This window comes from Vibrio sp. 2092 (assembly GCF_033339635.1).
Lineage (GTDB): Bacteria > Pseudomonadota > Gammaproteobacteria > Enterobacterales > Vibrionaceae > Vibrio > Vibrio alginolyticus.
In genome coordinates, this window is the sequence record NZ_JAWOUY010000008.1 from 227,577 (window position 1) to 254,285 (window position 26,709).

21 protein-coding genes and 1 pseudogene are annotated in these 26,709 nt (G+C 44.8%); 11 read left to right on the forward strand and 11 right to left on the reverse strand.

Translation table 11 applies throughout. The features are described 5' to 3' along the window. From R7P80_RS15785 to R7P80_RS15795, 3 genes are all read left to right on the forward strand, one after another. The gene (locus R7P80_RS15785; protein WP_047103554.1) at window positions 1-819 is read left to right on the forward strand and encodes a transporter substrate-binding domain-containing protein; all 819 of its coding nucleotides are present in this window, start codon (window positions 1-3) and stop codon (window positions 817-819) included. A gap of 81 nt (window positions 820-900) precedes the next feature. Beyond that, the gene (locus tag R7P80_RS15790; protein WP_017820957.1) at window positions 901-1,821 is read left to right on the forward strand and encodes an amino acid ABC transporter permease; all 921 of its coding nucleotides are present in this window, start codon (window positions 901-903) and stop codon (window positions 1,819-1,821) included. A gap of 92 nt (window positions 1,822-1,913) precedes the next feature. Further along, window positions 1,914-2,732: an EAL domain-containing protein gene (locus tag R7P80_RS15795; RefSeq protein ID WP_053303582.1), complete on the forward strand. Its 819-nt coding sequence runs from the start codon at window positions 1,914-1,916 to the stop codon at window positions 2,730-2,732. Window positions 2,733-2,838: 106 nt separating this feature from the next. On the opposite strand, the gene R7P80_RS15800 is transcribed toward R7P80_RS15795, so the two are convergent. Continuing rightward, window positions 2,839-3,372, reverse strand: a complete 534-nt coding sequence (locus R7P80_RS15800; RefSeq protein ID WP_005376400.1) for an RNA-binding S4 domain-containing protein — start codon at window positions 3,370-3,372, stop codon at window positions 2,839-2,841. Window positions 3,373-3,598: 226 nt separating this feature from the next. On the opposite strand from R7P80_RS15800, the gene R7P80_RS15805 reads away from it, so the two are divergent. Beyond that, complete coding sequence (locus R7P80_RS15805; RefSeq protein ID WP_213880721.1) at window positions 3,599-4,552, forward strand: endonuclease/exonuclease/phosphatase family protein; 954 nt, start codon at window positions 3,599-3,601, stop codon at window positions 4,550-4,552. 17 nt (window positions 4,553-4,569) lie between these two features. Here R7P80_RS15805 and cra read toward each other — a convergent pair whose 3' ends face one another. Further along, window positions 4,570-5,550, reverse strand: coding sequence for a catabolite repressor/activator (gene cra, locus R7P80_RS15810; RefSeq protein WP_225491834.1), 981 nt, complete (start codon window positions 5,548-5,550; stop codon window positions 4,570-4,572). Between the two features lie 373 nt (window positions 5,551-5,923). On the opposite strand from cra, the gene fruB reads away from it, so the two are divergent. From fruB to fruA, 3 genes are read left to right on the forward strand one after another with little or no spacing between them, the layout of a single operon-like run. Next, complete coding sequence (gene fruB / locus R7P80_RS15815; protein ID WP_225491835.1) at window positions 5,924-7,057, forward strand: fused PTS fructose transporter subunit IIA/HPr protein; 1,134 nt, start codon at window positions 5,924-5,926, stop codon at window positions 7,055-7,057. A gap of 9 nt (window positions 7,058-7,066) precedes the next feature. Continuing rightward, entirely contained in the window at window positions 7,067-8,038 is a 972-nt protein-coding gene (gene pfkB / locus R7P80_RS15820) for a 1-phosphofructokinase (protein WP_225491836.1), read from the forward strand. 18 nt (window positions 8,039-8,056) lie between these two features. Next, on the forward strand, window positions 8,057-9,796 hold the full coding sequence (gene fruA, locus R7P80_RS15825) for a PTS fructose transporter subunit IIBC (protein ID WP_225491837.1): 1,740 nt from the start codon (window positions 8,057-8,059) through the stop codon (window positions 9,794-9,796). 82 nt (window positions 9,797-9,878) lie between these two features. Here the strand turns inward: fruA and R7P80_RS15830 are convergent, their stop codons facing one another. The 4 genes from R7P80_RS15830 to R7P80_RS15845 all read right to left on the reverse strand — a co-directional run bounded on the left by R7P80_RS15830 (window position 9,879) and on the right by R7P80_RS15845 (window position 15,958). Then, complete coding sequence (locus R7P80_RS15830) at window positions 9,879-10,589, reverse strand: hypothetical protein (protein ID WP_005376411.1); 711 nt, start codon at window positions 10,587-10,589, stop codon at window positions 9,879-9,881. Window positions 10,590-10,764: 175 nt separating this feature from the next. Next, on the reverse strand, window positions 10,765-13,824 hold the full coding sequence (locus R7P80_RS15835; RefSeq protein WP_017820963.1) for an efflux RND transporter permease subunit: 3,060 nt from the start codon (window positions 13,822-13,824) through the stop codon (window positions 10,765-10,767). Beyond that, a complete protein-coding gene (locus tag R7P80_RS15840; RefSeq protein ID WP_005376420.1) occupies window positions 13,824-14,885 on the reverse strand; it encodes an efflux RND transporter periplasmic adaptor subunit in 1,062 nt (353 codons plus the stop codon). The genes R7P80_RS15835 and R7P80_RS15840 overlap by 1 nt, the downstream gene beginning before the upstream one ends. Continuing rightward, the gene (locus tag R7P80_RS15845; protein WP_225491838.1) at window positions 14,885-15,958 is read right to left on the reverse strand and encodes an efflux RND transporter periplasmic adaptor subunit; all 1,074 of its coding nucleotides are present in this window, start codon (window positions 15,956-15,958) and stop codon (window positions 14,885-14,887) included. Before R7P80_RS15845 ends, R7P80_RS15840 begins: the two co-directional genes overlap by 1 nt. Window positions 15,959-16,118: 160 nt before the next feature. Between R7P80_RS15845 and vdeR the strand changes: the two genes are divergently transcribed. After that, complete coding sequence (vdeR, locus tag R7P80_RS15850) at window positions 16,119-16,847, forward strand: efflux transporter transcriptional repressor VdeR (RefSeq protein ID WP_005376423.1); 729 nt, start codon at window positions 16,119-16,121, stop codon at window positions 16,845-16,847. Between the two features lie 70 nt (window positions 16,848-16,917). Here the strand turns inward: vdeR and gcvT are convergent, their stop codons facing one another. Together gcvT and R7P80_RS15860 are read right to left on the reverse strand one after the other, a co-directional pair. Further along, entirely contained in the window at window positions 16,918-18,036 is a 1,119-nt protein-coding gene (gene gcvT / locus R7P80_RS15855) for a glycine cleavage system aminomethyltransferase GcvT (RefSeq protein ID WP_205461049.1), read from the reverse strand. A gap of 260 nt (window positions 18,037-18,296) precedes the next feature. Further along, the gene (locus R7P80_RS15860) at window positions 18,297-18,920 is read right to left on the reverse strand and encodes a helix-turn-helix domain-containing protein (RefSeq protein ID WP_005376429.1); all 624 of its coding nucleotides are present in this window, start codon (window positions 18,918-18,920) and stop codon (window positions 18,297-18,299) included. 379 nt (window positions 18,921-19,299) lie between these two features. On the opposite strand from R7P80_RS15860, the gene R7P80_RS15865 reads away from it, so the two are divergent. From R7P80_RS15865 to gcvP, 3 genes are all read left to right on the forward strand, one after another. Beyond that, window positions 19,300-20,595, forward strand: coding sequence for a serine hydroxymethyltransferase (locus R7P80_RS15865; RefSeq protein WP_205461050.1), 1,296 nt, complete (start codon window positions 19,300-19,302; stop codon window positions 20,593-20,595). A 53-nt stretch (window positions 20,596-20,648) separates the two neighbouring features. Next, a complete protein-coding gene (gene gcvH / locus R7P80_RS15870) occupies window positions 20,649-21,029 on the forward strand; it encodes a glycine cleavage system protein GcvH (RefSeq protein WP_005376432.1) in 381 nt (126 codons plus the stop codon). Between the two features lie 126 nt (window positions 21,030-21,155). Next, complete coding sequence (gcvP, locus tag R7P80_RS15875) at window positions 21,156-24,020, forward strand: aminomethyl-transferring glycine dehydrogenase (RefSeq protein ID WP_225491839.1); 2,865 nt, start codon at window positions 21,156-21,158, stop codon at window positions 24,018-24,020. Window positions 24,021-24,260: 240 nt separating this feature from the next. Here gcvP and R7P80_RS15880 read toward each other — a convergent pair whose 3' ends face one another. The 3 genes and pseudogenes from R7P80_RS15880 to R7P80_RS15890 all read right to left on the reverse strand — a co-directional run. Beyond that, a complete protein-coding gene (locus R7P80_RS15880; RefSeq protein ID WP_005388788.1) occupies window positions 24,261-24,662 on the reverse strand; it encodes a VOC family protein in 402 nt (133 codons plus the stop codon). A 250-nt stretch (window positions 24,663-24,912) separates the two neighbouring features. Further along, window positions 24,913-25,740, reverse strand: coding sequence for an MBL fold metallo-hydrolase (locus R7P80_RS15885; protein ID WP_025767808.1), 828 nt, complete (start codon window positions 25,738-25,740; stop codon window positions 24,913-24,915). A gap of 266 nt (window positions 25,741-26,006) precedes the next feature. Beyond that, window positions 26,007-26,633 (reverse strand): annotated as a pseudogene (locus R7P80_RS15890) (substrate binding domain-containing protein); the annotation flags it as partial. Window positions 26,634-26,709: the final 76 nt, after the last annotated feature.

Sequence of the window (26,709 nt, forward strand, 5' to 3'; positions counted from 1 at the left end):
ATGAAGTTATTCAAAGCGACCATTACTGCATTATTAGGGCTAGCCATCACTATGCCTACAATCGCGAAAGAAGATGTCGCCACACCCAATGTAGATCAAATCAAAGAACGAGGCACTTTGCGCGTTGGTATGTCAACATTTGTACCTTGGGCAATGCGTAACAAGCAAGGTGAGTTAATCGGTTTTGAAATCGATGTGGCCAAACGCTTAGCACAAGATTCAGGTTTGAAAGTGGAATTCGTACCAACTGCGTGGGATGGCATTATTCCCGCACTACTGGCGAAAAAGTTCGACGTGATCATCGGTGGCATGTCGGTTACGCCTGAACGTTCCAAAAGCGTGTTGTTTACTGAGGCCTACTCGCACTCAGGCGTTCAAGTAGCAGCAAACAAAGAACTCGCCTCTGATTTTAGCAAATTCTCCGATTTTGACTCACGACGCGTAAAAATTGCGGCTCGTCGCGGCGCATTCACCGTTCAAGTAGCCAGAGAAACCTTCCCGAAAGCGAAGATTCTGCAATTTGATGACGATGCGCAAGCCTTCCAAGAGGTGCTGAATGGTAACGCCCACGCGGTCATTGCCTCTAGCCCAAAGCCAGAACATGAGACAGTGAAACACAGTGACAAGCTATTCCTTCCATTCTCTGAGCGACTATCAAAAGGTAACGAAGCCTTTGCGGTTCGCTTGGGGGAAGAAGATAAAAAGGCCTTTTTCAATAAATGGATTGAAGCAAGAACCCAAGATGGATGGTTAAAACAACGTTATGAATACTGGTTCTCGACATTAGATTGGCAAGATCAAGTCGCGCAAGGCCAGTAATCTAAATGGCTCGTGGACGCCGCGAGCCTATACTCTCCAATCATCCATTTTACTTTTCCATAACTTATCGGAGTCAAATTTTTGGGCGAACACACTACCACTCGCACAGCACCCGCGAAATCCAGCACAGGCTACCTTTTACCGCAATTAAACACACTAGACTGGGTACTACTTGTTATGTGCGGTATCGGTGGTGTTTGGCTGTACCATCGGTCCGCTGTTGGTGTGCATTATTTGTGGCAGTGGAAAGAGGCGCTTGAATTACTTTTCACGCCTAGAGCAGATGGTGGTTTGCCCTACTTCTTCCAAGGTTTGATTTCGACGTTAAGGCTCAGTATTTGGGGCATCAGCTTCGCATTAGTGTTTGGCACTTTGTTAGGCTTAGCACGCTTCTCTCGTTCCGTTTGGTTGCGCACACCTGCCAATGCGTTTATCCAGTTAGTGAGAAACATCCCTCCGTTGGTGTTTGTTTTTATTTTCTACTTTTTCATTTCTAACCAATTGATCCCGTTACTCGGTTTGGAAGATCTTCTACGAAACTACAACGGCGAACCAAATGCGCTACAGCGCTTTCTGTTTGGGCCTTCTAACCTTTGGGAAAACCTTGCCTCTGGCGTGTTATGCGTCGGCTTACTCTCTTCTGCCTACATTGCAGAAGTTGTGCGCGGTGGTTTACAAAGTATCGACCAAGGTCAGTGGGAAGCGGCTGACTCATTGGGCTTGTCTCGATGGGTGAAATACCGATTTGTTATCGCGCCACAGGTGCTTAAATCAATAACACCTGCACTTGCCGGTCAAACCATCTCTTTGGTGAAAGACACCTCTATTGTTTCACTGATTTCGATACAAGAAATGACGTTTGTTGGGACAGAGATGGCAAATTCATCAGGGTATATATTTGAAATTTGGCTGATTGTCGGCCTTGCTTACTTCTTAATCTGTTTTGGTCTGTCACTTATTTTTCGCCATATTGAAGCAAAATCGGAAGCCATTTCAAATTAACTCAACCGCATATGTAATTAGGCACATTTGATTCTTCAAATCAGAATTGCACCCTGTTACATTGACAAGATGCTAAATTTTCGGCGTTTTTCATGGAGTTAAAGAATCAATCCGACTACGAGCGATACATAAAACAAGATAATCTTGGTGAATATTACGTAGCTCTCAATCAATTCACTTTTCACAGTGTTTATCAGCCAATTTTTGATAGACGCCAACGTATTATTGGTATGGAAGCCTTACTGCGTATTCGTGGCATTGATGGTTCCCTAATTCGTCCTGACGTGTTTCTGGCCAATAATGGTCTTGATCCCTACTTTCGCTTATGTGTAGAGTTTTTATCCAGAGCAATGCACATTCGAAATTTTGCACGCTATTTCGCAGGGACACCGATCAAACTGTTTCTTAACGTCATGCCTCAAACGCTACTCACGCTAACCAAAGACATGGGCTTTAAAGATAACGGCCTGCTTTACAAACGCCTTTCCGAACTTGGTATGAGCCCATCAGACGTAGTTTTTGAAGTAGTCGAAGAGTCATGCGGAAATACGGATTTATTAATCAAAGCCGTACAGTTAATGAAAGCGAATGGCTTTATCTTTGCTATCGATGATTTTGGCGCCCAACATTCTGATATCGCACGTGTTCAGCAGCTCTGCCCTGACATCATCAAAATCGATCGTTCCTATTTGCTAGACTACTGCGCCGGAGAAACCTTTTCCATACATAGCGCCGTTGATCTAGCGGATCATATGGGAGCAAAAGTCATTATAGAAGGGGTTGAAGAAGACGTGCAACTACAAGCTATGTATCAACTTAATTTGGATTATTACCAAGGCTTTTACTTAGGAAAGCCTTGCGCCATTCATCACTGGACAGATAGCCTAAACATCGAGACGACAGTGCATTAACACTGCCCACTTACAGCACAGTGAAACCAAAAAAGCGCCGATATAATATGCTCGGCGCTTTTTAGTTTTACTCAGATGTCACTTATTTAGTTAAGCGTTCATTTCCCTAGAAAAAATCAATAGAATTACGACCGCTCTTCGGATCACGAGTGGCTTGCGGTTTGTCTTCTTTTTTGCCTTTCTTAGCAGACTGAGACAACGCTTCTTTCTGCGCTTTACGCTCTTTATGTGCCGCTTTACGGCCTGTTGATTTAGGCCCAGAGGCTTTAGGTGACTTACTTTGACGAGACTTATCTTTACGAGAAGACTGCGCTTCTTTTTTCGCTTTCTTTTCTGCTTTTTGCTCTGCCGTTTCAGGTTCGGTTACTGGCGCATCGCAAACCACAACATAATATTCCTGGTTAAACTCAAAAAAGTCACCATCATACATCTTGCGGCGCTTACGTGTTTCTAGTTCACCATTCACCGCGACGTAGCCTTCCTCGATGATATGTTTTGCTTCGCCGCCACCGCTGACCAAGTTTGCGATTTTAAAAAGCTTGTACAGTTCGATTGGATGCGCATCAACATCGATGCCAATCGCTTCGATCTCAATCTCTTCGCCTTCTAAATACTCTTCGTGGTCGTAATCTTGGGTCATGTTACTTACTCTTACTATTTGATGCCCTGAAGTTTAAACGCAATGCTTAAAAATAGAAACCTCTGCCGATGTTCAATCACCGATTCGCCTTGGCATTTGAGCACCTCTTAACCCATTTAACTTGTCGCTTGTTAGCTTGTATACCGATGCGTAGCTCAAACGAAGCTGCAATTACGCAACCTGAAGGTATATACTCTCTAAGTTATTGTTGAAAAGAGCGAATACTTTGTCTCAACCAAGTAGAATTACCTTTGTCACTGCGAACTTGTTTAATTTTGTCGCACCGCCTAACGCCTACTATGATTTCGAGAACATATACTCGTTAGAGCAATGGCGAGACAAACTTTCGTGGACGCAACGTCAAGTTGAAAAACTGGAAGGCGACGTGATTGGTTTACAAGAAGTGTTCAGTATCGAGAAGACCCAGACATTTTTTTCAACCATCGGCTACCCCTACTTTGCGACCGTTGACACCCCACATGTTGAGGATGAGTACATTTACTCAAGCCCTGTTGTGGCAATCGCATCTCGGTTTCCAATAGAAAAAGTACAAGCGGTAGAGTTTGACTTAGCAACGCTTGAGCCTTTTGGAGTAAGTGTTGTTCCAGAGTTCAGTCGCAAACCTATCTATGCCCAAGTAATACATCCTGTACTTGGTCATATCGCCGTTTACGTAACGCACCTGAAATCTCAACGCCCAGCCGACTCAGAACAACCAGAAACGTCTAGCACGATTATTGGGCGCTGGTTATCCACCCAGCAAAGAGGCTGGGAAGCAGCGATGTTAAGAGACGCGATGCAAAAGAGGTATCGAAAAGAACCAATGCCGACAGTGTTAATGGGCGATATGAATCAACCTATCACTCCTATCAGCGTTAACAGCGCATTGGTATCCAACACTGGTGACAGCGTCACTGAATTACAACTCAAAGATGGTTGGTTATTGCAAAGTGACACCCTGAAGGATGAACGCCCAGCCACGCACTATCATTTTTCCACTGGGAATGTACTCGACTATATCTTGCTCTCACAAGAGTTTGACACCTTATCAGATATATCGGTTGCCGAGGTTGTTGACTATCAGGTGTCTAACCAACATCTGATCAACCCGATTTATGACAGAGATAAAAACGCCAGCGACCACGCATTTGTGGCGCTGACGGCTGAAGTAAAGCTTTGAGCAACCTATTTAGTTACTTAGTGACGTTTCACAATTTTACGCGGGATAAGTTCTACGCCAGGCTTGTAACGCTTGGCGGAAGCGTTGAGTGCTAACTCCATTGCGCTGTCCGCGATCAACTCAAACTGTTGAGGCAAAGAGTTGATTTTCACAGGCAAGAAGTCCAGCAGTCGATTATCACCAAATGTCGCTAAACGCACCTTTCCCATCAGTTCTGGTTTTTCTAGCATTACATCCAACACACCTTCTAACAGTGTGTATGACGTTGTAACAATGGCATCTGGCAATGCGTTCTCTATTAACCATCTCTCTAAGACTTTCTTGCCTTCTTCCCGGGAGAAGTGTTGTCCATAACCCAATGTTGCCGTTTTGCCACCTTGTTGAGAAGCAGATAGAAAACCGAGCTCACGCTCTTTTGAGACTTGAAGATCTTGCAATGCACCGATTAAGCCAATGGACTTAATATCCTCTGACAGTACTGACTGAGTGAGTTCAAGTGCGGCATCAAAATCTTCGCTGATGACACAACAAAAGTGCTCATCATCCATTGGACGGTCTAGCGCGATAACTGGCGTACCAGAATTTTGCAACTTAAGGTAATACTCGTTTGCAGTGGGCATACCACTTGCCACAAACAACGCATCAATGCGACGACTGACTAATGCTTCCGCCACCTTTTGCTCTGTATCAGGATCATCATCAGAGCAGCCAATCAAAATTTGGTACCCCGCTTTCCGAGAGTTCTGCTCTATCAGCTTTGCAAGACGCGCATAACTGGTGTTCTCTAAGTCTGGGATGATAAGCCCAAATGAGCGTGAATTACCTGCCCGCAAGGAAGACGCCGCATGATCTGGCTTATAATTGTACTCATCTACAACGGCCATCACCTTTTTCTGAGTCTTCTCGCTGATGCGGTATTTCTGCGCTTTTCCGTTAATCACATAGCTTGCAGTTGTCTTAGAAACACCCGCTAATTTGGCTATTTCATCCAGTGTCATATTCTAAACCTTATTCTGTGCGCGCGATCATATTAATACATCAACGATCTTTCGATAAGTTGAATTATAAGCTGAACCGATTCAGTATAAAAGCTGAAAGGATTCAGCAAAACTTAAAAATTGACGTAAATCACCTGAATACACAACAAACCAATTTGTAGGCTAGGCTATAGGACAGCGCCAAAGACTCATTTGTTAACGTCAGTTTTTAAAACAGTTTTTCTGAGTCTTTTAAAAAATTTACCAACAAGCTGAATCGATTTAGCTTGAAAGATAAAAGGTTTGAGGAGTGATAAGCGCTCAGAAGAAGCGGCGTTCAACTTCTCACACAGAATACATTTTTAAATTGATACCTTAAGGCTGGAGAAGCACCATGCTTAAGCTAAATAAGAACGACATTACCCTCTCGCAATCAGCGACAGATAAGTTTGAAGCAATAAAGAGTATTGCTCATAGCCTGACTGATAAAGGCCTAGTTGAGCAAGGTTACGTTGAAGGCATGCTAAACCGTGAAAACCAAAACTCTACGTTTTTGGGGAACGGTATTGCCATACCGCACGGTACAACCGACACTCGTGCAATGGTGAAAACAACGGGTGTTGCTGTGCACCACTTCCCACAAGGTGTCGACTGGGGTGATGGCAATACTGTGTTCGTCGCTATCGGTATCGCAGCTAAATCTGATGAGCACCTTGGCATTCTTAAACAGCTCACCAAAGTGCTAGGCGCAGATGGCGTAGAAGAACGTCTGCGTAATGCAAAAAATGAAGACGAAATCATCGCCCTACTGCACGGTGATGTTCAGCTTGAAGCAGACTTTGACGCTTCTTTAATTCAACTCATGTTCCCTGCGAGCGACATGCTACAGATGAGTGCTGTTGCTGGTGGTCTGTTAAAAAATACGGGATGTGCTGATAACGAATTCGTTGCTGATCTCGTTACCAAACAACCAACTCACTTAGGTAATGGCCTGTGGTTAATTGGCAGTGACAAACATGTCACTCGCACAGGCGTGTCATTTGTCTCGACGGCAAACGACTGCGAATATGAAGGTCAAAAAGTGCGTGCACTTATCGCGTTCGCGGCATGTAACAATGCTCACCAACCTATCCTAAAAACGCTTTCTAACATTGTGTTTAACAATGAACACGGCAAGCTTTTAGATGCATCAGTAGAACAGATTCTTGCTTTGTTCAAAGGTGAAGAAGTCACAGCCGCATTTTCAGAAGAAGGCAATACCGCTGTATTTAAAATCAAAAACTCTCACGGCCTACATGCTCGTCCTGGGGCAATGTTAGTCGCAGAAGCGAAAAAGTTTGAATCCACTATACGTGTTACCAACTTAGACGGAGATGGAAAAGCAGTAAACGCGAAGAGCCTAATGAAAGTCATCGCACTGGGCGTTAAGCATGGTCACCAACTTCAATTTACAGCAGAAGGCCCTGATGCCCCGCAAGCCTTGGAGTCTATCGGAAATGCAATCGCTTCTGGCCTTGGTGAAGGTTAAGGATCCGATATGACAAACAAAACAAATAAGGTTGTCACTATTACGCTCAACCCAGCATTGGATTTAACAGGCTCAGTAAATGAACTAAACGTTGGTTCCGTGAGCTTAGTACAGCAAAGCAATCTCCACGCTGCTGGTAAAGGTGTCAACGTAGCAAAAGTATTGAGCGATTTAGGCGCAGACGTCACGGTTACCGGCTTTCTCGGTAAAGATAACCCTGAGCTATTTCATCAGCTTTTCAATGACATCAACGTTAAGAATGAATTTGTGGAAGTAGAGGGTGCCACTCGTATCAACGTTAAGCTAGTTGAGGCCAATGGCAACGTCAGTGATATCAACTTCCCTGGCGTTCAAGTAACGACCGACGAAATTACTCGCTTTGAGGAGACACTATTTCGTCTAGCGGAGACGCATGATTACTTTGTATTGGCAGGCAGCCTACCGGTCGGTGTTACTGCAGAGCAATGCGCAGCATGGATTGAGAAGCTGCATCAGCAAGGCAAGAAAGTGTTGTTCGATAGCAGCAAAGCAGCACTACGCGCAGGCATCGACGCTCATCCTTGGTTGATCAAACCAAACGACGAAGAGCTAAGTGACTTTGTCGGCGAGCACCTTTCAACGCCAGAACAATGCCAAGCTGCTGCGCAAACACTGAGCGACAAAGGCATAGAAAACATCGTGGTTTCTATGGGACCTGACGGTGTTATGTGGCTCAACCAAGGCGAATGGCTTAGTGCAAAACCACCTCGAATGAATGTAGTGAGCACCGTTGGCGCAGGCGATACGCTGGTCGCTGGCTTGTGTTGGGGCCACATGCAACTGATGCCTAAAAACGATTTATTGCGCTTCGCTACGGCACTTTCTGCTTTGGCAGTTAGTCAAGTTGGCGTAGGGCTAACCAGTCAGGAAGAACTGGAAAATATCAAGCGACAAACTGAAGTTAGCGCGCTTTACCCTATTACAAACTTAGAACAAAACTAAGGAACAGAAGGTTATCGTATGAATATTGCCATTATTACTGCCTGTCCGAGCGGTGTAGCAAATAGCATCCTTGCGGCAGGATTACTAGAACAAGCCGCCGCAAAATTAAACTGGAATGCCAAAATAGAATGTCAATCAAGTGTGGTTGAACCAACACTATTGACGGAAGCTGACGTTGAACAAGCAGAAGTCATTGTCATTGCGGCAAATACTAGCGTCGACACTTCTCGTTTTGTAGGAAAAAAGGTTTACCAAGCGGAAATTAGCGAAGTAGCAAAAGACGCAACTGCGTTTCTCCAGCAAGCGGTTGAAAACGCCACTTTACTTGAAAAAGCAACCACACTTGCAGCCCCTATCAATACAGATACAACATCAGCATCAAAGAAGATTGTTGCAATCACGGCATGCCCTACTGGCGTTGCGCATACCTTTATGGCGGCAGAAGCTTTAGAAGAAGAAGGCAAGCGTCGTGGCCATCAAATCAAGGTGGAAACTCGTGGTTCAGTTGGCGCTAAAAACCAACTGACTGAGCAAGAAATTGCAGACGCCGATCTGGTGATCATTGCTGCGGATATTGAAGTGCCACTTGATCGCTTTAACGGCAAAAAGATGTACCGCACGAAAACAGGTCCAGCTCTGAAGAAAACAGCCGAAGAGATGGACAAAGCATTCGAGCAAGCCACGGTGTATCAACATTCTGGTTCAGCTAACTCTTCATCTTCCACCGAAGAGAAAAAAGGCGCTTACAAACACCTAATGACGGGTGTTTCGCACATGCTTCCTGTCGTCGTTGCAGGTGGTTTGATCATCGCTCTATCTTTCGTGTTCGGTATTGAAGCATTTAAAGAAGAAGGCACACTAGCAGCAGCCTTGATGAACATTGGTGGTGGCTCTGCATTCGCATTGATGATTCCTGTACTTGCTGGCTATATTGCGTTTTCAATCGCTGACCGTCCTGGTCTGGCTCCTGGTCTTGTTGGTGGTATGCTAGCAAGTTCAACGGGTGCTGGTTTCCTAGGTGGTATCGCAGCTGGCTTCATTGCCGGTTACGCAGCGAAACTCCTCGCAGATAAGGTGAAACTGCCACAATCGATGGAGGCGCTTAAACCGATTCTGATCATTCCATTTGTAGCAACATTGTTCACTGGTCTTGTGATGATCTACATCGTAGGCGGCCCAGTTTCAGGCATCATGAACGGCCTGACTGACTTCCTAAACAACATGGGATCTGACAGTGCAGTACTACTGGGTATTATCCTTGGCGCAATGATGTGTTTCGACCTAGGAGGCCCGGTAAACAAAGCCGCTTACGCATTTGGTGTTGGCCTTTTGGCTTCACAAACTTACGCGCCAATGGCGGCAATCATGGCCGCAGGTATGGTTCCTGCGCTAGGTATGGGTTTAGCGACCTTCATTGCGAAGAACAAATTTGAACAAAATGAACGTGAGGCAGGTAAAGCATCATTTGTCTTGGGCCTTTGTTTCATCTCTGAAGGCGCAATTCCATTTGCTGCGAAAGATCCAATGCGCGTGATTCCATCTTGTATGGCAGGTGGCGCACTTACTGGTGCCCTATCGATGCTATTCGGTGCGAAATTAATGGCACCACACGGCGGTCTATTCGTGCTGCTAATTCCTAACGCAATTTCACCAGTATTAATGTATTTAGTGGCTATTGCAGCAGGTACAGCGGTAACTGGCTTTACTTACGCATTCTTAAAAAGCAAAGCAGAAGCGAAACAAGAAGTCACAGCTTAATTAGAGCGACTCCGGTTAACAATGCCACCCTCGAATTTGGCATTTAGCACCTCCCTTTAATTCCGGTTAAGGGAGGTGTTTTTTATTCCGCAGCCGGAACGGCTACAATGTCTACTTCCCCACTGCTCATATCCACCGTTGCTTGATAAGCGCTATGCGGGTCACCGTAGTGCTTGAAGGTAAAGTGGTAAACGTTAGCTGGCGTCCACAAGGTTTTTGACTCTGCGGGCAGAATGTCATAGCCGTCTTGCTGATAAAGCTCTGTCGCCATTACATTTGCGATTGCCGCCTGCTGGTTAGCGTCTCGATCAACCTTTGGCTCTAATGACGGATTACTTGGATAAGATTCACCGTTGTAACTCATGAGTCGATAGGAGCCATTACTCCAAACGATAAAGTCCTGCCAACCATTACTGTAACTGTCGGCTAGTACAATAGGCGTGCGAGTTACCGACATTCGATTAATAACGTTTCCCTCATTATCAAACATATATGCAGAGCAGCCACCACTACCACAGAAATAGCGATCTTGAAGCAACACTATGTGTTCTGCCTTGCCGTCGCTGTTTAGGTCGGCGCTACCCGATAGATAACGTAGATTGTCTTGCTCGAGCGACAGCCCTTCAGGGGCTAAAACCTTACTATCAATCCAACTGGAAATGACTTCAGCACTAACACTGTTGACTTTAGGGGCAGGTTGTTTGGTTTCTGTCGGCATGCTATCCGTCGCGGTGCAGCCAACCAAGGTGAAAGAACCAACGAAGAAGAGTCCGTTTAATATGCGCTTATTCATGTAATCTCAATCTTTGATGTGTCGTTACATCAGTATACGCATGATTTGCATTGTAATCGTAAGAAAATCATTAGAATCAAGCAAATGAATGGTTTGGTATATATTAGTAAGATCAAAAAAGCCCCGAAGAAAACCTTCAGGGCTAGGCAGGAAGCTGGCAAATAGCCAGGAGTCCCTATGCAGTGGTCGGTTTTACCCTAAACAGAATTGCAAACATCACTGGCACCACTATCAGTGTCAGTACAGTAGCAAAACCAAGACCTGCCATAATCGTTATTGCCATCGAGCCAAAGAAGGCATCGAAGACCAGTGGAATCATCCCCAAGATAGTCGTTAGCGCAGCCATACTTACCGGACGAACGCGGCTTATCGCACTATCGACAATCGCGAGGTAAGGATCTTTACCTGACTCCAACTCAAGGTTAATTTGGTCAAGCAACACAATACCGTTTTTCAAAATCATGCCACTTAGGCTTAACAAACCAAGGAATGCTGTAAAACTGAACGGCATGTTCGTGGTAAGCAAACCAAAAGCAACGCCAATGATCGCTAACGGAACGGTGAACCAAATGACCAACGGCTTTTTGATTGAGTTAAACAGTAAAATAGTAATGATGAACATCAACAAGTAACCCATCGGCAATGAACCGAATAGGCCTTCTTGTGCATCTTTGGATGATTCGTACTCACCACCCCATGTGATTTCGTACCCTTCTGGAACATGCAATGCCATAACTTTAGGCTGTACACGAGCAAATAAGCTTGCTGCCGTGTCGTCACTCAACACATCATGGTCCGCGAGAACGGTTAACGTACGCTTACGGTCACGACGCTGAATTAGCGGCTCACTCCAATCCAGTTGAACGCCATCAATCACTTGATCAACCGGAATATACGTTTGCAACGAAGGACTCCAAATGGTCACGTTTTGTAGTGATTCAAAATCTACGCGTTCTTCTTCAGGAAGGCGTGTCATAATTGGCAACGTATGTGTACCATCACGCAAGTAACCTAAGGTGCTACCACCAAACGCCATTTGCAGTGTGCTTGAAAGATCTTCTTTCGAAATACCTAAGCGACGAGCTTTAGACTCATTGAAAACGGGTACAAGTTCCTTGGTGCGCTCTCGCCAATCGTGACGAATGTTTCGGGCACCAGGGTCGGTATGAAGGATGTCTTCAACTTGCACCGCCAAGTCACGTAAAACTTGTGGATCAGGGCCAGTAATACGCGCTTCGATCTTAGACGCTGGTGATGGACCAAACTCCATCAATTTAAACTGGAACGTAGGCGCATCAAATGTTTTCGCCAGATTCGCATCTAACTTATGCAGTAAACCAAACATTTTCTCACGATCAATCGCGCGAACTTGGAACTGAGCGTACGCTTCGTAACTTTTTTCTGGTTGATAGGTTAAAGCAAAACGCTGTAGGCCCTGCCCAATCGAAGCAGAAACAAAGTCAATATCATCTTGCTGACGAATGTAGCTTTCGACCTCTTCAGCTTTTTTGATCGTTTCACGGATGTCAGTACCCTCTGGCATCCACATATCCACGTAGAACATCGGCGTATTCGATGGTGGGAAGAACTGCTGTTTTACATTACCAAATGCCACGACAGCACCCACTAATAGCGCCACCATGCCAGCAACGGTAAGCCAGCGGAATCGCAATGCAAATTTCAGTGATGCCCCAAATACGACAAACAACCAGCCTTTATAAGGATCATCTTCGCTAGTACCCTGCTCTTTGTTTTCCTCTTTCAACAAAAGATCGGCAAGGAAAGGCGTCAGTGTAATAGCGGTAATCCAGCTTAAAAATAGTGAGAAACACAGCACCCAGAATAGAGAGCCCATGAACTCACCTGTCGCATCTTGCGACAAGCCGATAGGTGCAAAAGCCGTAATTGCAATAACAGTCGCGCCCAGCAAAGGCCATTGTGTTTGCTTTACAATATCGACAGCCGCTTGAACTTTGGTACGCCCTTTCTTTAGGCCAACCAATATGCCTTCCACGACAACAATCGCGTTATCAACCAGCATACCTAAGGCAATAATTAACGCGCCAAGAGAAATACGATGCAGTTCGATGTTGTTGTAATTCATCAAAATGAAGGTACCAAATACCGTCAATAACAACACAACTCCAATGATGACACCACTGCGTAAACCCATAGTAAACAGCAACACAATGATTACGATCGCCACTGCCTCCGCTAGACTAATTACAAACGCTTTAACAGATTCATCCACCTCATTGGCTTGGTTGTAAAAGTAGTTCATATCGATGCCAGCAGGCTTGATAGACTCAAGGCTCGCGAGCTCCGCATCCAAACGTTCACCAACCTCAACCACGTTCACACCCGATGCAAACGAGATACCGATATTAATCGCTTTTTGACCGTTAAAGAGTACGACGTTGCTTGGCTTCTCTTGAATACCGCGAGAAATCGTTGCTACGTCTTTTAGACGAATTAGATTTCCTGTGTCACGGCCATGAATGATCAGATTTTCTAGTGCTTCTACAGTGTTTAAGGTGCCGCTTGGGCGAATAACAAGGCTTTCGCCATTGACCATCACTTCACCTGCTGAAACCACATTGTTTTGCTGGTTCAACAAGCTCGAAACCACATTCATGTCTAAGTTCAGTGCAGCAAGGCGATCAAGTGAGATCTCAACGAATAGCATTTCTTGCTGATCGCCCGTGATGTCTACCTTACCAACACCATCAACAAGCTCGATTTCACGGGTCAGGTAATCCGCATAACGTTTCAGCTCTACATAGTCGTAATCGTCACCAGTGAGCATTAACATCACGCCATAAACGTCACCGAAATCATCAATGATCTGTAAAGACTGAACACCTTGAGGCAATGATGGTCGTAAATCATTAATTTTACGGCGCATTTCATCCCAAATTTGCGGCAGTTCATCAGGACCATAGTCCATTTCCATGCTCACCGTTATTTGAGACATACCATTAGAAGACGTAGAGGTAATTTTGTCTATATAAGGGAGTTTTCGAATCTCTTTTTCTAGAGGATACGTCAGCTCTTCTTCAACTTCTTTTGACGTCGCGCCAGGGTATGTTGAGATGATCATGGCATCTTTGATCGTAAATGCCGGGTCTTCTAATCGTCCAAGCTCCAAAAATGACGTTAAACCACCAACAGCAAGGATAATAATGAACAACCAGCTGATGACTTTGTTTTTTATTGAATACTCAGCAATGTTCATTATTGGTTATTCTCCACAACATCCACATGTTTACCTTCGCGTAATTTACGCAGATTTGAATTAATCAGAATATCGCCCTGGCTAACACCTGACGACACAATGGCTCCATTGCCATTCACTTGAGAAATCATGACAGGCACTCGTGTGACAATGTCACCTTCTTTTTTCCACACAAAGAACTCATTCCCTTCACTGCCTGCTTGAAGCGCCGTGACAGGAACACTGTAACCATCGATAGAGGTAATGCCCGCCTTCACCATATCGACCAAAACGCTTACGCTGGTTCCCGGCAATATCTCTGTTTTTGGCTGTGGCATCGTCAAGTACATTTCGTAGGTTTGAGTTTCAGCGTTGGGTTCACTTGTGTGCTCTAAATAGTCCAAAGCAAATCTGCCATCGATGCCGGAGAAGGTTGCTCTAGGCTTGTAGCTCATGCTGTCTGAGTTTGGGTCTACCATCGCTAAAACATTGTCGGAAAGCTCAATACGCACGTAAACCAAATCGTTTTGGTATAGGTTTAACACGGGTTCACCAATTGCCACACGCTCAAAACGTTCTTTGAAAACATCGGATACTTTACCGGCGAACGGGGCGAATAAACGGGTGTAATTCAATTGATTGGTCGCGTTATAGAAAGTAGCCTCAGCTAGCTCTTTATTGGCGGTTAGCTCATCAAGTTCCGCTTTTGAAATCATTTGACGTGCATGCAAGTCTTCACCGCGTTTAAGCTGACGAATTGCAAGTGTGTATTGTGCTTCTGCGTCATTCACGGCTTGCTTCTCTTTACTATCATCTAGCTTTGCGATCATTTGTCCCTGCTTCACAACGTCACCCGCTTTAACCAATACGTGCTGAACTTCCCCAGCGCGGCGAAATGCCATTGGCGTTTGCTCTGCAGGCACTACTATGCCTTTGAACGCGCGATGTTGACTTTGTACTGGTGCATCCACCGAGATAGTCGACACAAAAAGTGGCTGCTCGACGATAGCTTGGTTTTCATTTTTGCACCCTGTTAAAACTGCAAGTGCAATCGCAGAGATCGTAAGTAGAGAACGTTTCATTAAATGCCTCCCTCACGAACCCAAGCTTTCACCACTTGTCCTTCAACCAGTCTCTCAACACCAGCAATAACAACGTAATCATTGTTATCAAGCCCGGCTTTCACACCACCTGCTGCGTCAAGTGAGACAGTGACTTTATTGACCTGCTGCGTGCTTCTGTCCATTACCCAAACTTCACCTTGCGTCCCATTTTTGTTGACCCAAGCAGACTGAGGTAACGTCATCGCGTCCGATACATGTTGTTTAGCAATGTGTACCTGCCCTGTCATACCTGTCAGCAAATTGCGATCTTCTGGCCGAGTGATGGTCACGATCGCCTCATAGCTATTGGTATCGATGTTTGGCTGCGTCGAAATTTCTTTAAATTGCCCAGGAATACGTTTTCCTGGCTCGCTATCCATCGTCACCCACATATCGGAGTTTTGCAGTGACTCAAGTGATACAGATTCCGCATAACTTACAGGCAAGGTGAAAGATACATCCAACGTCGTGTTATCAATGAGATTCAAGATCTCCTGCTTCTCTGCTACTACTTGAAACGGGTTGACATAGGTATATGACACAATGCCATCAAACGGTGCGTGAATTTTGGTATAGCTCAAATCGGTTTTAGCTTGTTCGTAGTTCGCCAATGCCGCTTTATATTGCGTTTCTTTCTGATCGTACTCATCAGTACTAATGAGTTTTTTTCCGTAAAGGTTTTTCGCGCGGTCCCATTGTGTTTTCGCTAACGCGTACTGCGCTTGAGCGGCATCTAACGCAAGCTGAAGATCTTTAGGGTCTAACGTTGCAAGCACTTCACCTTTTTGGACCTTTTGGCCCATGCGTACACGTAATTCATCAACCTCTCCACCAATCTGAAAAGAAAGCTGCGCGCGATGTGTTGCATCAATACGCGCTAAAAAGGCGTGCGAGTCTTCAAGTTCTAGGTCTTTCACCGCCAGTAATTTTACAGGTTTGATTAAAGGTTCAGACGGCTCAGAAATGGCTTTATTACACCCAGTTAGCATCCCAGAAAGACTTAATGTCACCACTGCGCCAACTAAAGTGCGCTTTAAATATTGTTTTCGCACCCGCTTTCTCCGTAGGTTTTATATATTACACAGCCGTGCAGTATAAGCAGAATTTGAAATTGATCAACATATTTTCCAGGTGGATAGCAAATTAATTAGTCAAAGCGTTCGGTTTCTGGTAAAAGTAAGCGCGTGATTAATATTCGGGAAAATTCGAACTATGAATGAAAGAAAGCAGGGGCGTAGAAGTGCTGAAGCAGCAGAACAAACTAAGTGTCTGATCCTTAAAGTGGCAGCAGATATGTTTTGTGAACTTGGTTACGAGCGTGTCTCGCTGCGCAATATCAGTGAAAAGGCTGGTGTTTCACATAGTTTGATCCGTCACCACTTCGGCAGCAAAGAGAAAATCTGGCAAGCGGTTAGCGATGCAATGGACGAGTTCATGCAGTGCTATATGGCTGAACTCATCAATGAAATGCCGGAGAACACACCTTCGAATAGAAAAATTTATCTGTTTATGGTTCGCATGCTAGCATTTGCTCTCGTCAATCCTCATCCAGTACAGATGATCGCCGATGCCATTCGACAAGGCGATGACGGTGCTCTACTGCAGTATTTCTTAAAGTCAAAAGATGAATTCGCTGCAATATTTACCGGAATTTTCGAGCAGTACAACAGCGAAAACCCTAATGCACAGTTTGATCAGTGGGAATCAAAGTGGCAAATGTTGATCTTCGCACATGGTGCTGTCAGTCTCGCACCAATGATGCAAGAAACATGGCCGGATATTGCAGATAATCGCGAAAAACTGCTGATCAAGCATTGGGAATTGTTTAATACCATTATGGCCTCTCAATTTGGGATCCCAAAAGAAGAGATGATTCATCCGGAAAAGCTTGAAGATATCGTTATTGATATGTGCTGTACTATTGATGAAGCAGTAAACTAAAAGCAAACAAGCGAAAAGAAGACATAAAAATGCCGAGCTACAAAGCTCGGCATTTTTGTTTCAATTCGTTTTAACCACGGTAGTAGCGTTGTGGTACGAACGGCATTTTTTCAACTGTCATTGGTAGCATTTTGCCACGCACTTCAGCGAACACTTCAGTACCAATCGCCGCCAAATCCGCACGAACATACCCCATTGAGACTGGCTTACCTGCATTCGGGCCCGCCGTACCGCTGGTTACAACGCCAATTTTAACGCCGTCAGCATCAAACAGTTCAACACCTTCACGCACTGGCGCTTTGGTTTGACCTACTAGACCCACACGCTTACGCGCCACATCTTTAGTCTCAATCTGCTTAAGAATAATGCCTGCACCAGGGAAACCACCTTCACGTTCACCACCAATACGACGAACTTTTTGGATACCCCATAGCAAGCTCGCTTCAACAGGTGTTGTTGTTGTGTCTAGGTCATGACCGTATAGACAAAGGCCACACTCAAGACGAAGTGAATCACGAGCACCAAGGCCAATCCATTCAACTTCATCTTCCGCAGTCAGTTTACGTGCTAGCTCTTCCGCTTTGTCAGCAGGAACCGAGATTTCGTAACCGTCTTCGCCTGTATAACCACTACGAGAAACAATGCACTCGGCGCCTAAAATATCGACTTTACGAATATCCATGAACAGCATTTCAGAAACTTCTGGTGCAAAACGCGCCAATACAGCCGCCGCTTTAGGGCCTTGGATTGCAAGTAGAGCTCGGTCTTCGATAATTTCTAGCTCAACACCAGATGGTAAATGCGCTTGTAGGTGTGCGATATCTTGCTCTTTACATGCTGCGTTCACAACCACAAACAGATGATCGCCTAGGTTAGCCACCATCAAGTCGTCCATGATGCCGCCCTCTTCATTAGTGAAAAAAGCGTAACGCTGTTTACCAGACTCAAGATCCACAATATCCACTGGGACTAATGTTTCTAGGAACGCAGCTGCACCGTCACCAATTAGGCGAAGCTGTCCCATGTGAGAAACATCAAACAGACCTGCCGCATCACGAGTATGTAAGTGTTCCTTCTTTACGCCTAGAGGATACTGAACAGGCATATCGTAACCCGCGAACGGGACCATTTTGGCACCAACTTCAACGTGAAGTGCGTGTAGTGGTGTTTTCAGTAGTTCTTGAGTCATTTTCGTCTCCATTTAGATAGACCCGAGAATGCTATCGGCATTCGATGTGTTTCCAATAATAAACATGGCTCATTCTATTTTGCACGAACAAGACGCAGATCGACTTGCAAAAATGTGACTCTTAACATTTTAATCACAACAAATCGTACAAAAAAAGCGCTTTAATGAGCAAGTTCTCATCAAAAAAGCGCCTTTTCATCATAACGACCACCAACAGCAATCGTTTGCTTTCACTATAGGAAATTTACAAGTATTTATCACTATTTGGCTGTCACCCACAAAATGAGCGCATCTTCCTCGCTAACACTGGTCAACATATGTCCCATATTTGCATCGTAATAAACGCTGTCTCCCTCGCTTAAAACAACAGGTTCGTAAAACTCAGAATAGAACATGACCTCACCAGATAAGATAAGCAGAAATTCTTCGCCATCATGACGAACCCAGTCTTTATATTCATCAAAACTACGAGCTCGAATTTGGCTCTTAAACGGCATCATTTTCTTATTGGAAAGTTGTGTCGCGAGCAGTTCATGTTCATAAGTTTGTGTTGGGTGTGGTTTACCTTCATTCTTCTTGGTAACATCCCTACGCCCTGTCGCTACCTTTTTTCTAGGTGGCTCAAATAGTTGTGGCATGTCAATTTGTAAGCCAAGTGCCAATTTTTGCATCGCTTGAAACGTCGGGGAGATCTGCTCATTTTCTATTTTGCTCAGTGTAGATCGAGCAAGCCCGGTTCGCTGACTGGCCTCTTCTAATGTGATACCGAGTTTCGAGCGGATATCCTTAATACGCTGGCCCAGTTTTAACGGCTCGATATTTTGGTCATGTTGCTCTTTTGCCAACGTCATCGATGGGTATTCATCGTAAATACTTTCTGCCATAAATCCCTCTATAGATATCCATATTTTTTGTCTTACTCGCATTGTGCATGAAGCACATAGTGGATAGAAGTCCACCAAGTGAATTAAACCGTGCTCTTGTTAACAAATTTTGAAATCTTGTTTCCTATAGGAAATTTTTGGTTGATTGTTCCCGTCACAGGCGCTATGTTACCAACTTGTTAGATGTAGAGATGCATATTTCCGTAAGAGATTGGTAAAGGAAACACGCAATCCAACGGAGTTTTTGCCCAAATTTAGGGCCGGATGTTCACTCTGTTCTGCTACGCAGTTCAGCTGTTTTTGAGGACAAATGAACCACAACCGCAAATCATAACTCATCTATTGCGGGTTCATTTTCAGATTTGGAAGGTCAACTACCATGAATAAGAGTTACCCTAACCACAGCTTGGAAAACTTTTTCTCTACCAACCTCTCTGCGACAGATGATGCTGTCTTTGCTGGAATTCAAGCGGAATCCGCTCGCCAAAACGAACAAATCGAACTTATCGCTTCTGAGAACATTGTTTCTAAAGCGGTAATGCAAGCTCAAGGCACATGCCTAACAAACAAATACGCTGAAGGCTACCCAGGTCGTCGTTACTATGGTGGTTGTGAGCACGTAGATACAGTGGAAGCCATTGCTATCGAACGCGCAAAAAAACTTTTCAATTGTGAATACGCAAACGTTCAACCACACTCAGGCGCACAAGCAAACGGCGCAGTAAAACTAGCACTGCTTCAACCTGGTGACACCATTCTTGGTATGTCTTTAGACGCAGGTGGTCACCTGACGCACGGTGCACGCCCTGCACTTTCTGGTAAATGGTTTAATGCAGTTCAATACGGTGTTGATCGCGAAACACTGGAAATCAACTACGAAGATGTTCGTGAGCTAGCACTTGAGCACCAACCTAAAATGATCATCGCAGGTGGTAGCGCTATTCCACGTACTATCGACTTTGCAAAATTCCGTGAAATCGCAGACGAAGTAAATGCAATTCTTATGGTCGACATGGCACACATCGCCGGTCTTATCGCAACAGGCGCGCACCCTAGCCCACTGCCACACGCACACGTTGTTACGACTACAACACACAAAACATTGCGTGGCCCTCGCGGCGGTATGATTCTTACTAACCACGAAGACATCATTAAGAAAATCAACTCAGCCGTATTCCCTGGCCTACAAGGTGGCCCACTGATGCACGTTATCGCAGCCAAAGCGGTCGCATTTGGTGAAGCGCTTGGCCCTGAATTTAAAACTTATATTGATTCGGTGATCAATAACGCAAAAGTCCTAGCGGAAGTATTGCAAACTCGCGGTTGCGACATCGTAACTGGTGGCACAGACACGCACCTAATGCTGGTTGACCTTCGTCCGAAAGGGTTGAAAGGCAATAAAGCAGAAGAAGCTCTAGAGCGTGCTGGGATCACATGTAACAAAAATGGCATCCCATTCGATACAGAGAAGCCTATGATTACATCGGGCATCCGTTTAGGAACGCCTGCGGGTACAAGCCGCGGCTTTGGCACTGAAGAATTCAAACTCATCGGTAATTGGATTGGTGACGTACTGGACGGTTTAGTGAACAACCCTGAAGGTGACGCAGAAGTTGAAAAACGCGTTCGCAAAGAAGTAAAAGAACTTTGCAGTCGCTTTCCTCTATACCAGTAAACGATTTTTTTAAAATCATAATAATTCCTGACAAGTTATTCGGAGATTAAGCAATGGACAAAACACTGAAGTTTGCAGATAGCCACGAGTGGGTACGTGACAACGGTGACGGCACAGTAACAATTGGTATTTCTGAGCATGCACAAGAAATGCTAGGTGACGTGGTATTCGTTGACCTACCAGACGTAGAAGACGAAGTTGAAGCAGGTGAAAGCTTCTCTCTCGTTGAATCTGTAAAAGCAGCGTCAGACATCTACGCACCAATCACTGGTGAAATCGTAGAAATCAATGAAGAACTAGAAGACAGCCCAGAGCTAATTAACGAAGAGCCGTACGAAGGTGGCTGGATCGTAAAAGTGAAGATGTCTGATGTATCTGAACTAGATAACCTGAAAGACGCAGACGAATACCTAAACTCTATCGAAGAAGAGTAATTAGGATGTGACGAAAGCTGTTCCCTAGCCTGTTTAGAGAACAGCTTTTTTTCTAGGTTCGGACGTATAATTTAATTTATCAGTAACGCAAATCCGTTACCCGAACCAAGGAGTAGGTAAAGGACAATGACTGAATTACTTCAAAGCCTCAGCACACAAAACGAGTTCGTTGCTCGCCACAATGGACCAAACAAATCTGACCAACAGAAAATGTTGGAAGCGATCAACGCAGTTAGCCTAGATTCGCTTATCGACGAAACCGTACCAGCACAAATTCGCCTAGAGCAACCAATGAGCTTGGCAGAAGCGAAAAGCGAAGCAGACATGCTGGCAGCAATGCGTAAGTTCGCCGATCAGAACCAAGTTAAACGTACATTCATTGGTCAGGGTTACTACAACACCTTCACGCCGAACGTGATTCTACGCAACGTGATGGAAAACCCGGGCTGGTACACTGCTTACACCCCTTACCAACCAGAAATCTCACAAGGTCGTTTAGAAGCACTTCTAAACTACCAACAAATGGTGATGGATCTTACTGGTATGGAAATCGCGAACGCGTCATTGCTCGATGAAGCAACGGCAGCAGCAGAAGCGATGACACTTTGTAAGCGTGCGGGTAAAAGCAAGAGCAACGTATTCTTCGTTGCTGACGACGTTCACCCACAAACCATCGAAGTGGTAAAAACTCGTGCGAAATTCATCGGCTTTGAAGTCTTGGTTGGTTCTTTAGAATTACTACCAGAGCAAGACGTGTTCGGCGCACTAGTTCAATACCCAAGTACAACAGGTGAAGTTCGTGACCTAACGGACATCATCGCTAAAGCGCAAGCAAACAAAACACTAGTGACTGTAGCAACGGACCTTCTTGCTTCTACCCTACTTAAACCTGCTGGTGAAATGGGCGCAGACGTAGCAATCGGTTCAGCACAACGTTTTGGCGTGCCGATGGGTTACGGCGGTCCACACGCTGCCTTCATGGCAACACGTGACAAGCACAAGCGTACTATGCCAGGTCGTGTTATCGGTGTTTCTATCGATACTAACGGCAACCAAGCACTGCGCATGGCAATGCAAACGCGTGAACAGCACATCCGTCGTGAAAAAGCGACATCAAACATCTGTACTGCTCAAGCACTGCTAGCGAACATGGCGTCTTTCTACGCGGTTTACCACGGCGCAGAAGGTCTACGCACGATTGCTCGTCGTACGCACCACATGACAGCCATCCTAGCCGCTGGCCTAACTAAAGGCGGCTTCGAGCTTGCTCACAACAGCTTCTTCGACACCATCACTATCAACACAGGTGCACAAACTGAAGACCTATACGCGAAAGCACTAGCCGCAGACATCAACCTACGTAAGTTGGGTACTCAGCTAGGTGTGAGCTTCGACGAAACCACAACCGTGGCAGATGTAGAAGCCCTATTCGCAGTATTCGGTGTGAAAGAAGAAGTCGCAGCACTATCAACTGAAATCGCAGGCAACGAGTTTGCAGCCATTCCAGAAGCATTGCGCCGCACAACAGAATATCTAATACACCCTGTGTTTAACACGCACCACAGCGAAACACAGATGATGCGTTACCTAAAACAGCTAGAGAACAAAGACTTCTCACTCACGCACGGCATGATCCCACTGGGCAGCTGTACGATGAAGCTGAACGCAGCAGCAGAGATGATTCCAGTAACTTGGCCTGAGTTTGGTTCGATCCACCCGTTCGCACCAGCAGAACAAGCAGCTGGTTACGCAGCACTCGCAAAAGATCTTAAAGAAAAGCTATGTGAAATCACTGGCTATGACGCATTCTCACTACAACCAAACTCTGGTGCATCGGGTGAGTACGCTGGTCTTATCGCGATTCAACGCTACCACGAAAGCCGTGGCGAAGGTCACCGCAACGTATGTTTGATCCCAAGCTCTGCGCACGGTACTAACCCTGCGACAGCATCTATGGTGTCAATGAAAGTGGTTGTGGTTAAGTGTGATGAAGAAGGCAACATCGACATCGACGACCTAGCAGCGAAAATCGAGAAACACAAAGACAACCTATCAAGCATTATGATCACTTACCCTTCTACGCACGGCGTTTACGAAGAGAAAGTGAAAGAAGTGTGTGAAATGGTTCATGCCGCTGGTGGTCAGGTTTACCTAGACGGCGCTAACATGAACGCGCAGGTTGGTCTAACATCACCAGGCTTCATCGGTTCAGACGTTTCTCACCTAAACCTACACAAAACCTTCTGCATCCCGCACGGTGGTGGCGGTCCGGGTATGGGTCCTATCGGTGTGAAATCTCACCTAGCTCCTTTCCTACCAGGGCATATTGAAGACGGTGTAGAAGGCGCAGATTTCGCAGTATCAGCAGCAGATATGGGTAGCGCTTCTATCCTGCCTATCTCTTGGGCTTACATCGCAATGATGGGCGAAGCTGGCCTAACAGATGCTACAAAAGTAGCAATTCTGAACGCAAACTACGTGATGGAAACACTTCGCCAACACTACCCTGTTCTTTACCGTGGCAAAAATGGCCGCGTAGCGCACGAATGTATTATCGACATTCGTCCGCTGAAAGAAGAAACAGGTATCAGCGAAGAAGACATCGCGAAGCGTCTAATGGACTACGGTTTCCACGCACCAACTATGTCGTTCCCTGTAGCGGGCACGCTAATGGTTGAGCCAACGGAATCGGAAGATCTAGAAGAGCTAGACCGCTTCTGTGATGCGATGATCGCTATCCGCGAAGAAATGGAGAAAGTGAAAAACGGTGAATGGCCACTGGATAACAACCCACTTGTTAACGCGCCACACACACAAGTTGATCTTTCAGCTGAAGATTGGGACCGCCCTTACTCTCGCGAGATTGGCTGCTTCCCGTCTAAAGCGACCAAATCTTGGAAGTACTGGCCAACGGTAAATCGCGTAGATAACGTATACGGTGACCGTAACCTAATCTGTTCATGCCCAAGCATCGATAACTACGAAGATTAATTTTTGTAGAATCTAAATAAACAAAGGCGAACCGATTGGTTCGCCTTTGTTTTTGGTGTGCCGCCGTAACATTTGTTGATACATCGAGAAGGAATGATGGCTAGTTATTGTTTGCACAAAAGTGATTTAGAAATACAGTGACTTCTGAGAACCTTTGAATTAGCACTAATATCTCAGAGCCTTAAAAGCTTGTTGGAAACTCCTCATGAACACTATGTTATGCAGGTGCTGTGTAGTTTCTCAGTTCAGTTGCAGTAAGTCCCACTTATTACCATAGAGATCTTGGAACACCACCACTGTCCCGTATTCTTCCACACGAGGCTCTTCATTAAATACAACACCATTTTTCTTCATCAACTCGTAGTCACGCCAAAAATCATTAGTTTGCAGAAACAGGAAAACACGACCACCTGTTTGATTTCCTACTGCATGCGTTTGCTCCGGTGTACTCGCTTGAGCTAAAAGTAGGTTTGTACCATTGGAGTTTGGAGGAGAAACTTGAACCCAGCGTTTACCACCACCTAGGTTGGTATCTTCAACCAGAGTGAATTGAAGTTTTTGAGTATAGAATTCGATAGCATCGTCGTAATTTTCAACGACTAGAGCAATGTTTCCGATTTGCTGCTGAACAGTTTTGGCCATGATGATTTCCGCTGTGTCAAAACGCTAATTGTACTCTATTTTGAGACTTTTCTAGAAAGCACATAACGCCTTGCAAATGTGTAAGGCACACAATACGAATGCTTACGCACGGCGCCTTTGTCACTAGAACCGACAAACAATATAGCTGCCACCAGTGTCGAATCTTGATTGAGCAACTTATTAAAGCCTTAGCTATAACTCAAGAGCAAATCTCTAACCTAATAAAGAAGGCTGCTCGTATACCACGGTATTATAGTTCTTCTAGTTTTCCCTTAGCTAAATCTTCTTGTTGCTTAAGGAACATGAAGAAGTTTGCCTCACTGATAAACGGGTTACCGCTTGTGCCGAGCTTCTTCCTATTTTCAAAAAGGAAATTTTTATGTGGATGGTTCGAAAGGTTAACGTTCACAATAGGTGCCTGTAGTGAAATTTTTCTAATTTTCTCCATGCTAGTCAGGAACTGGCCAATAACTTCTGGATCATTGCTACTTACGCTATGCCCACCAACGATAAAAGCACGATATTGTTCGCCATTATCTTCAACAGTGAAGTCTAAGGAATAATCACCTTCCGTGTGGCCAGGTGTGAGATAGAACTTAAACTCATGTCCACCAATAGCCATAGAGCTATCGCTTTTTATCTCTATGTCTAAATTTGGAGGAAGGAACTTGTTCTCACCTTCGCTTTTGTTTGATTGCTGTATAGCTAGTTCATGAGCGCTTTTGGTCATCACGACTTTGGAACCATACTTCTCTTGAAGTAACTGGGCGCCTCCAACGTGGTCAGAATGCCCATGAGTTACCAATATGTGCGTTATTGGCTTATCTTTTAGCCCTAGCTTCTCTAGGTTGATAGGTATCCACTCAGAGTAAGGGAAGTCAAGCGTATCAATGATAACGAGTCCGTCGTCTGTAGCAATGGCATATGATGAGACCCACTTGTCTCCTACATAATAGACATTATCAAACATTTGAAATGGTTCTACATAACCGTTCTTATCATTCATTGCTGGAACATATTGACTTAAGGAAGCAAAAGACGAAGCACTGAAAAGTAAACCTACAATAATTTTTTTCACGAAATCACACACAAATATATCCTTAATAATTTCTTATAGAACCTCGCGGATGAGAAAGCTCTAAACGATTTTCAGAGGCAAATACAACTGCAAATACTTTCTACTTAGCTTGAGTTTTAGCTGACCGAATCACTTGTAAACTCGAATCCTATTAACTGCCTATGTATTCATGATTCTTTTAGAGGTTAAATAAATGAACTCAATTGAAGCAGAGTCATGAAGCTTCACTTGAGGTTAGCGGCACAGCACAATGTGATAAACCTCTTTCAAGCAAACATTTGAATGCGATTTTTCCAATTTAAGACATGTTCAATAAATGCATCAACTCTTGCAGGCCTTTTATCGCGGTCTCGATACATAATGAATACTTCTTTACCCGAGCATTGCCATTCTGGCAACAAAGGCAGCAGGTTATGTTGATCATGATTTAGCTCATGAAAGTAATAGGTTGGAATCCAAGCAATTCCTAAACCATGGATGACGGCGTCTCTAACTAGTAGTACATCATTTGAAGTGAATTGAAACTTTAGCGGACGATCAAATGTTTCATTGGTGATTTGATTAACTAATTTCCATTGGCTGTCGTTGTTTACCGTAATTAGGCGATGATGAACAAGTTGTTCTGGATGGGTAATCGGTTGGTGTTGTTCTAAATAGCTTCGTGATGCACAAAGCGCAAATGGAATCGACCATAATTTCTGAGCAATCCAGTCTTGTTCAATAAGATCACCAAGACGAAAACTAACATCGACACGGTTAGATACAAGATTGATTTTTTCATTCTGTACATCTAAATCGATACATATCTTCGGATGTTGCTCTGCAAATTCATAAACGCACCGCTTTAACCACATCTGTGTCATGTTAATTGGCGCTGATATTTTGATCGTTCCTGACCTTTCCCCGAGATTAGTACCATCACCTCAATGAAGTTTCTTATCTTCACGCCGCTTGATTGGCATACTCAAC

Excerpts from the sequence above, each read along its gene's own strand:
- R7P80_RS15865 (WP_205461050.1), top strand. The coding sequence starts at position 19,300 with ATGAATAAGAGTTACCCTAACCACAGCTTGGAAAACTTTTTCTCTACC.
- R7P80_RS15800 (WP_005376400.1), bottom strand. The coding sequence starts at position 3,372 with ATGACCCAAGATTACGACCACGAAGAGTATTTAGAAGGCGAAGAGATT.
- R7P80_RS15830 (WP_005376411.1), bottom strand. The coding sequence starts at position 10,589 with ATGAATAAGCGCATATTAAACGGACTCTTCTTCGTTGGTTCTTTCACC.
- R7P80_RS15880 (WP_005388788.1), bottom strand. The coding sequence starts at position 24,662 with ATGGCCAAAACTGTTCAGCAGCAAATCGGAAACATTGCTCTAGTCGTT.
- gcvT (WP_205461049.1), bottom strand. The coding sequence starts at position 18,036 with ATGACTCAAGAACTACTGAAAACACCACTACACGCACTTCACGTTGAA.
- R7P80_RS15860 (WP_005376429.1), bottom strand. The coding sequence starts at position 18,920 with ATGGCAGAAAGTATTTACGATGAATACCCATCGATGACGTTGGCAAAA.
- gcvP (WP_225491839.1), top strand. The coding sequence starts at position 21,156 with ATGACTGAATTACTTCAAAGCCTCAGCACACAAAACGAGTTCGTTGCT.
- pfkB (WP_225491836.1), top strand. The coding sequence starts at position 7,067 with ATGACAAACAAAACAAATAAGGTTGTCACTATTACGCTCAACCCAGCA.
- R7P80_RS15795 (WP_053303582.1), top strand. The coding sequence starts at position 1,914 with ATGGAGTTAAAGAATCAATCCGACTACGAGCGATACATAAAACAAGAT.
- cra (WP_225491834.1), bottom strand. The coding sequence starts at position 5,550 with ATGACACTGGATGAAATAGCCAAATTAGCGGGTGTTTCTAAGACAACT.
- fruB (WP_225491835.1), top strand. The coding sequence starts at position 5,924 with ATGCTTAAGCTAAATAAGAACGACATTACCCTCTCGCAATCAGCGACA.
- R7P80_RS15835 (WP_017820963.1), bottom strand. The coding sequence starts at position 13,824 with ATGAACATTGCTGAGTATTCAATAAAAAACAAAGTCATCAGCTGGTTG.
- R7P80_RS15840 (WP_005376420.1), bottom strand. The coding sequence starts at position 14,885 with ATGAAACGTTCTCTACTTACGATCTCTGCGATTGCACTTGCAGTTTTA.
- vdeR (WP_005376423.1), top strand. The coding sequence starts at position 16,119 with ATGAATGAAAGAAAGCAGGGGCGTAGAAGTGCTGAAGCAGCAGAACAA.
- fruA (WP_225491837.1), top strand. The coding sequence starts at position 8,057 with ATGAATATTGCCATTATTACTGCCTGTCCGAGCGGTGTAGCAAATAGC.
- gcvH (WP_005376432.1), top strand. The coding sequence starts at position 20,649 with ATGGACAAAACACTGAAGTTTGCAGATAGCCACGAGTGGGTACGTGAC.
- R7P80_RS15785 (WP_047103554.1), top strand. The coding sequence starts at position 1 with ATGAAGTTATTCAAAGCGACCATTACTGCATTATTAGGGCTAGCCATC.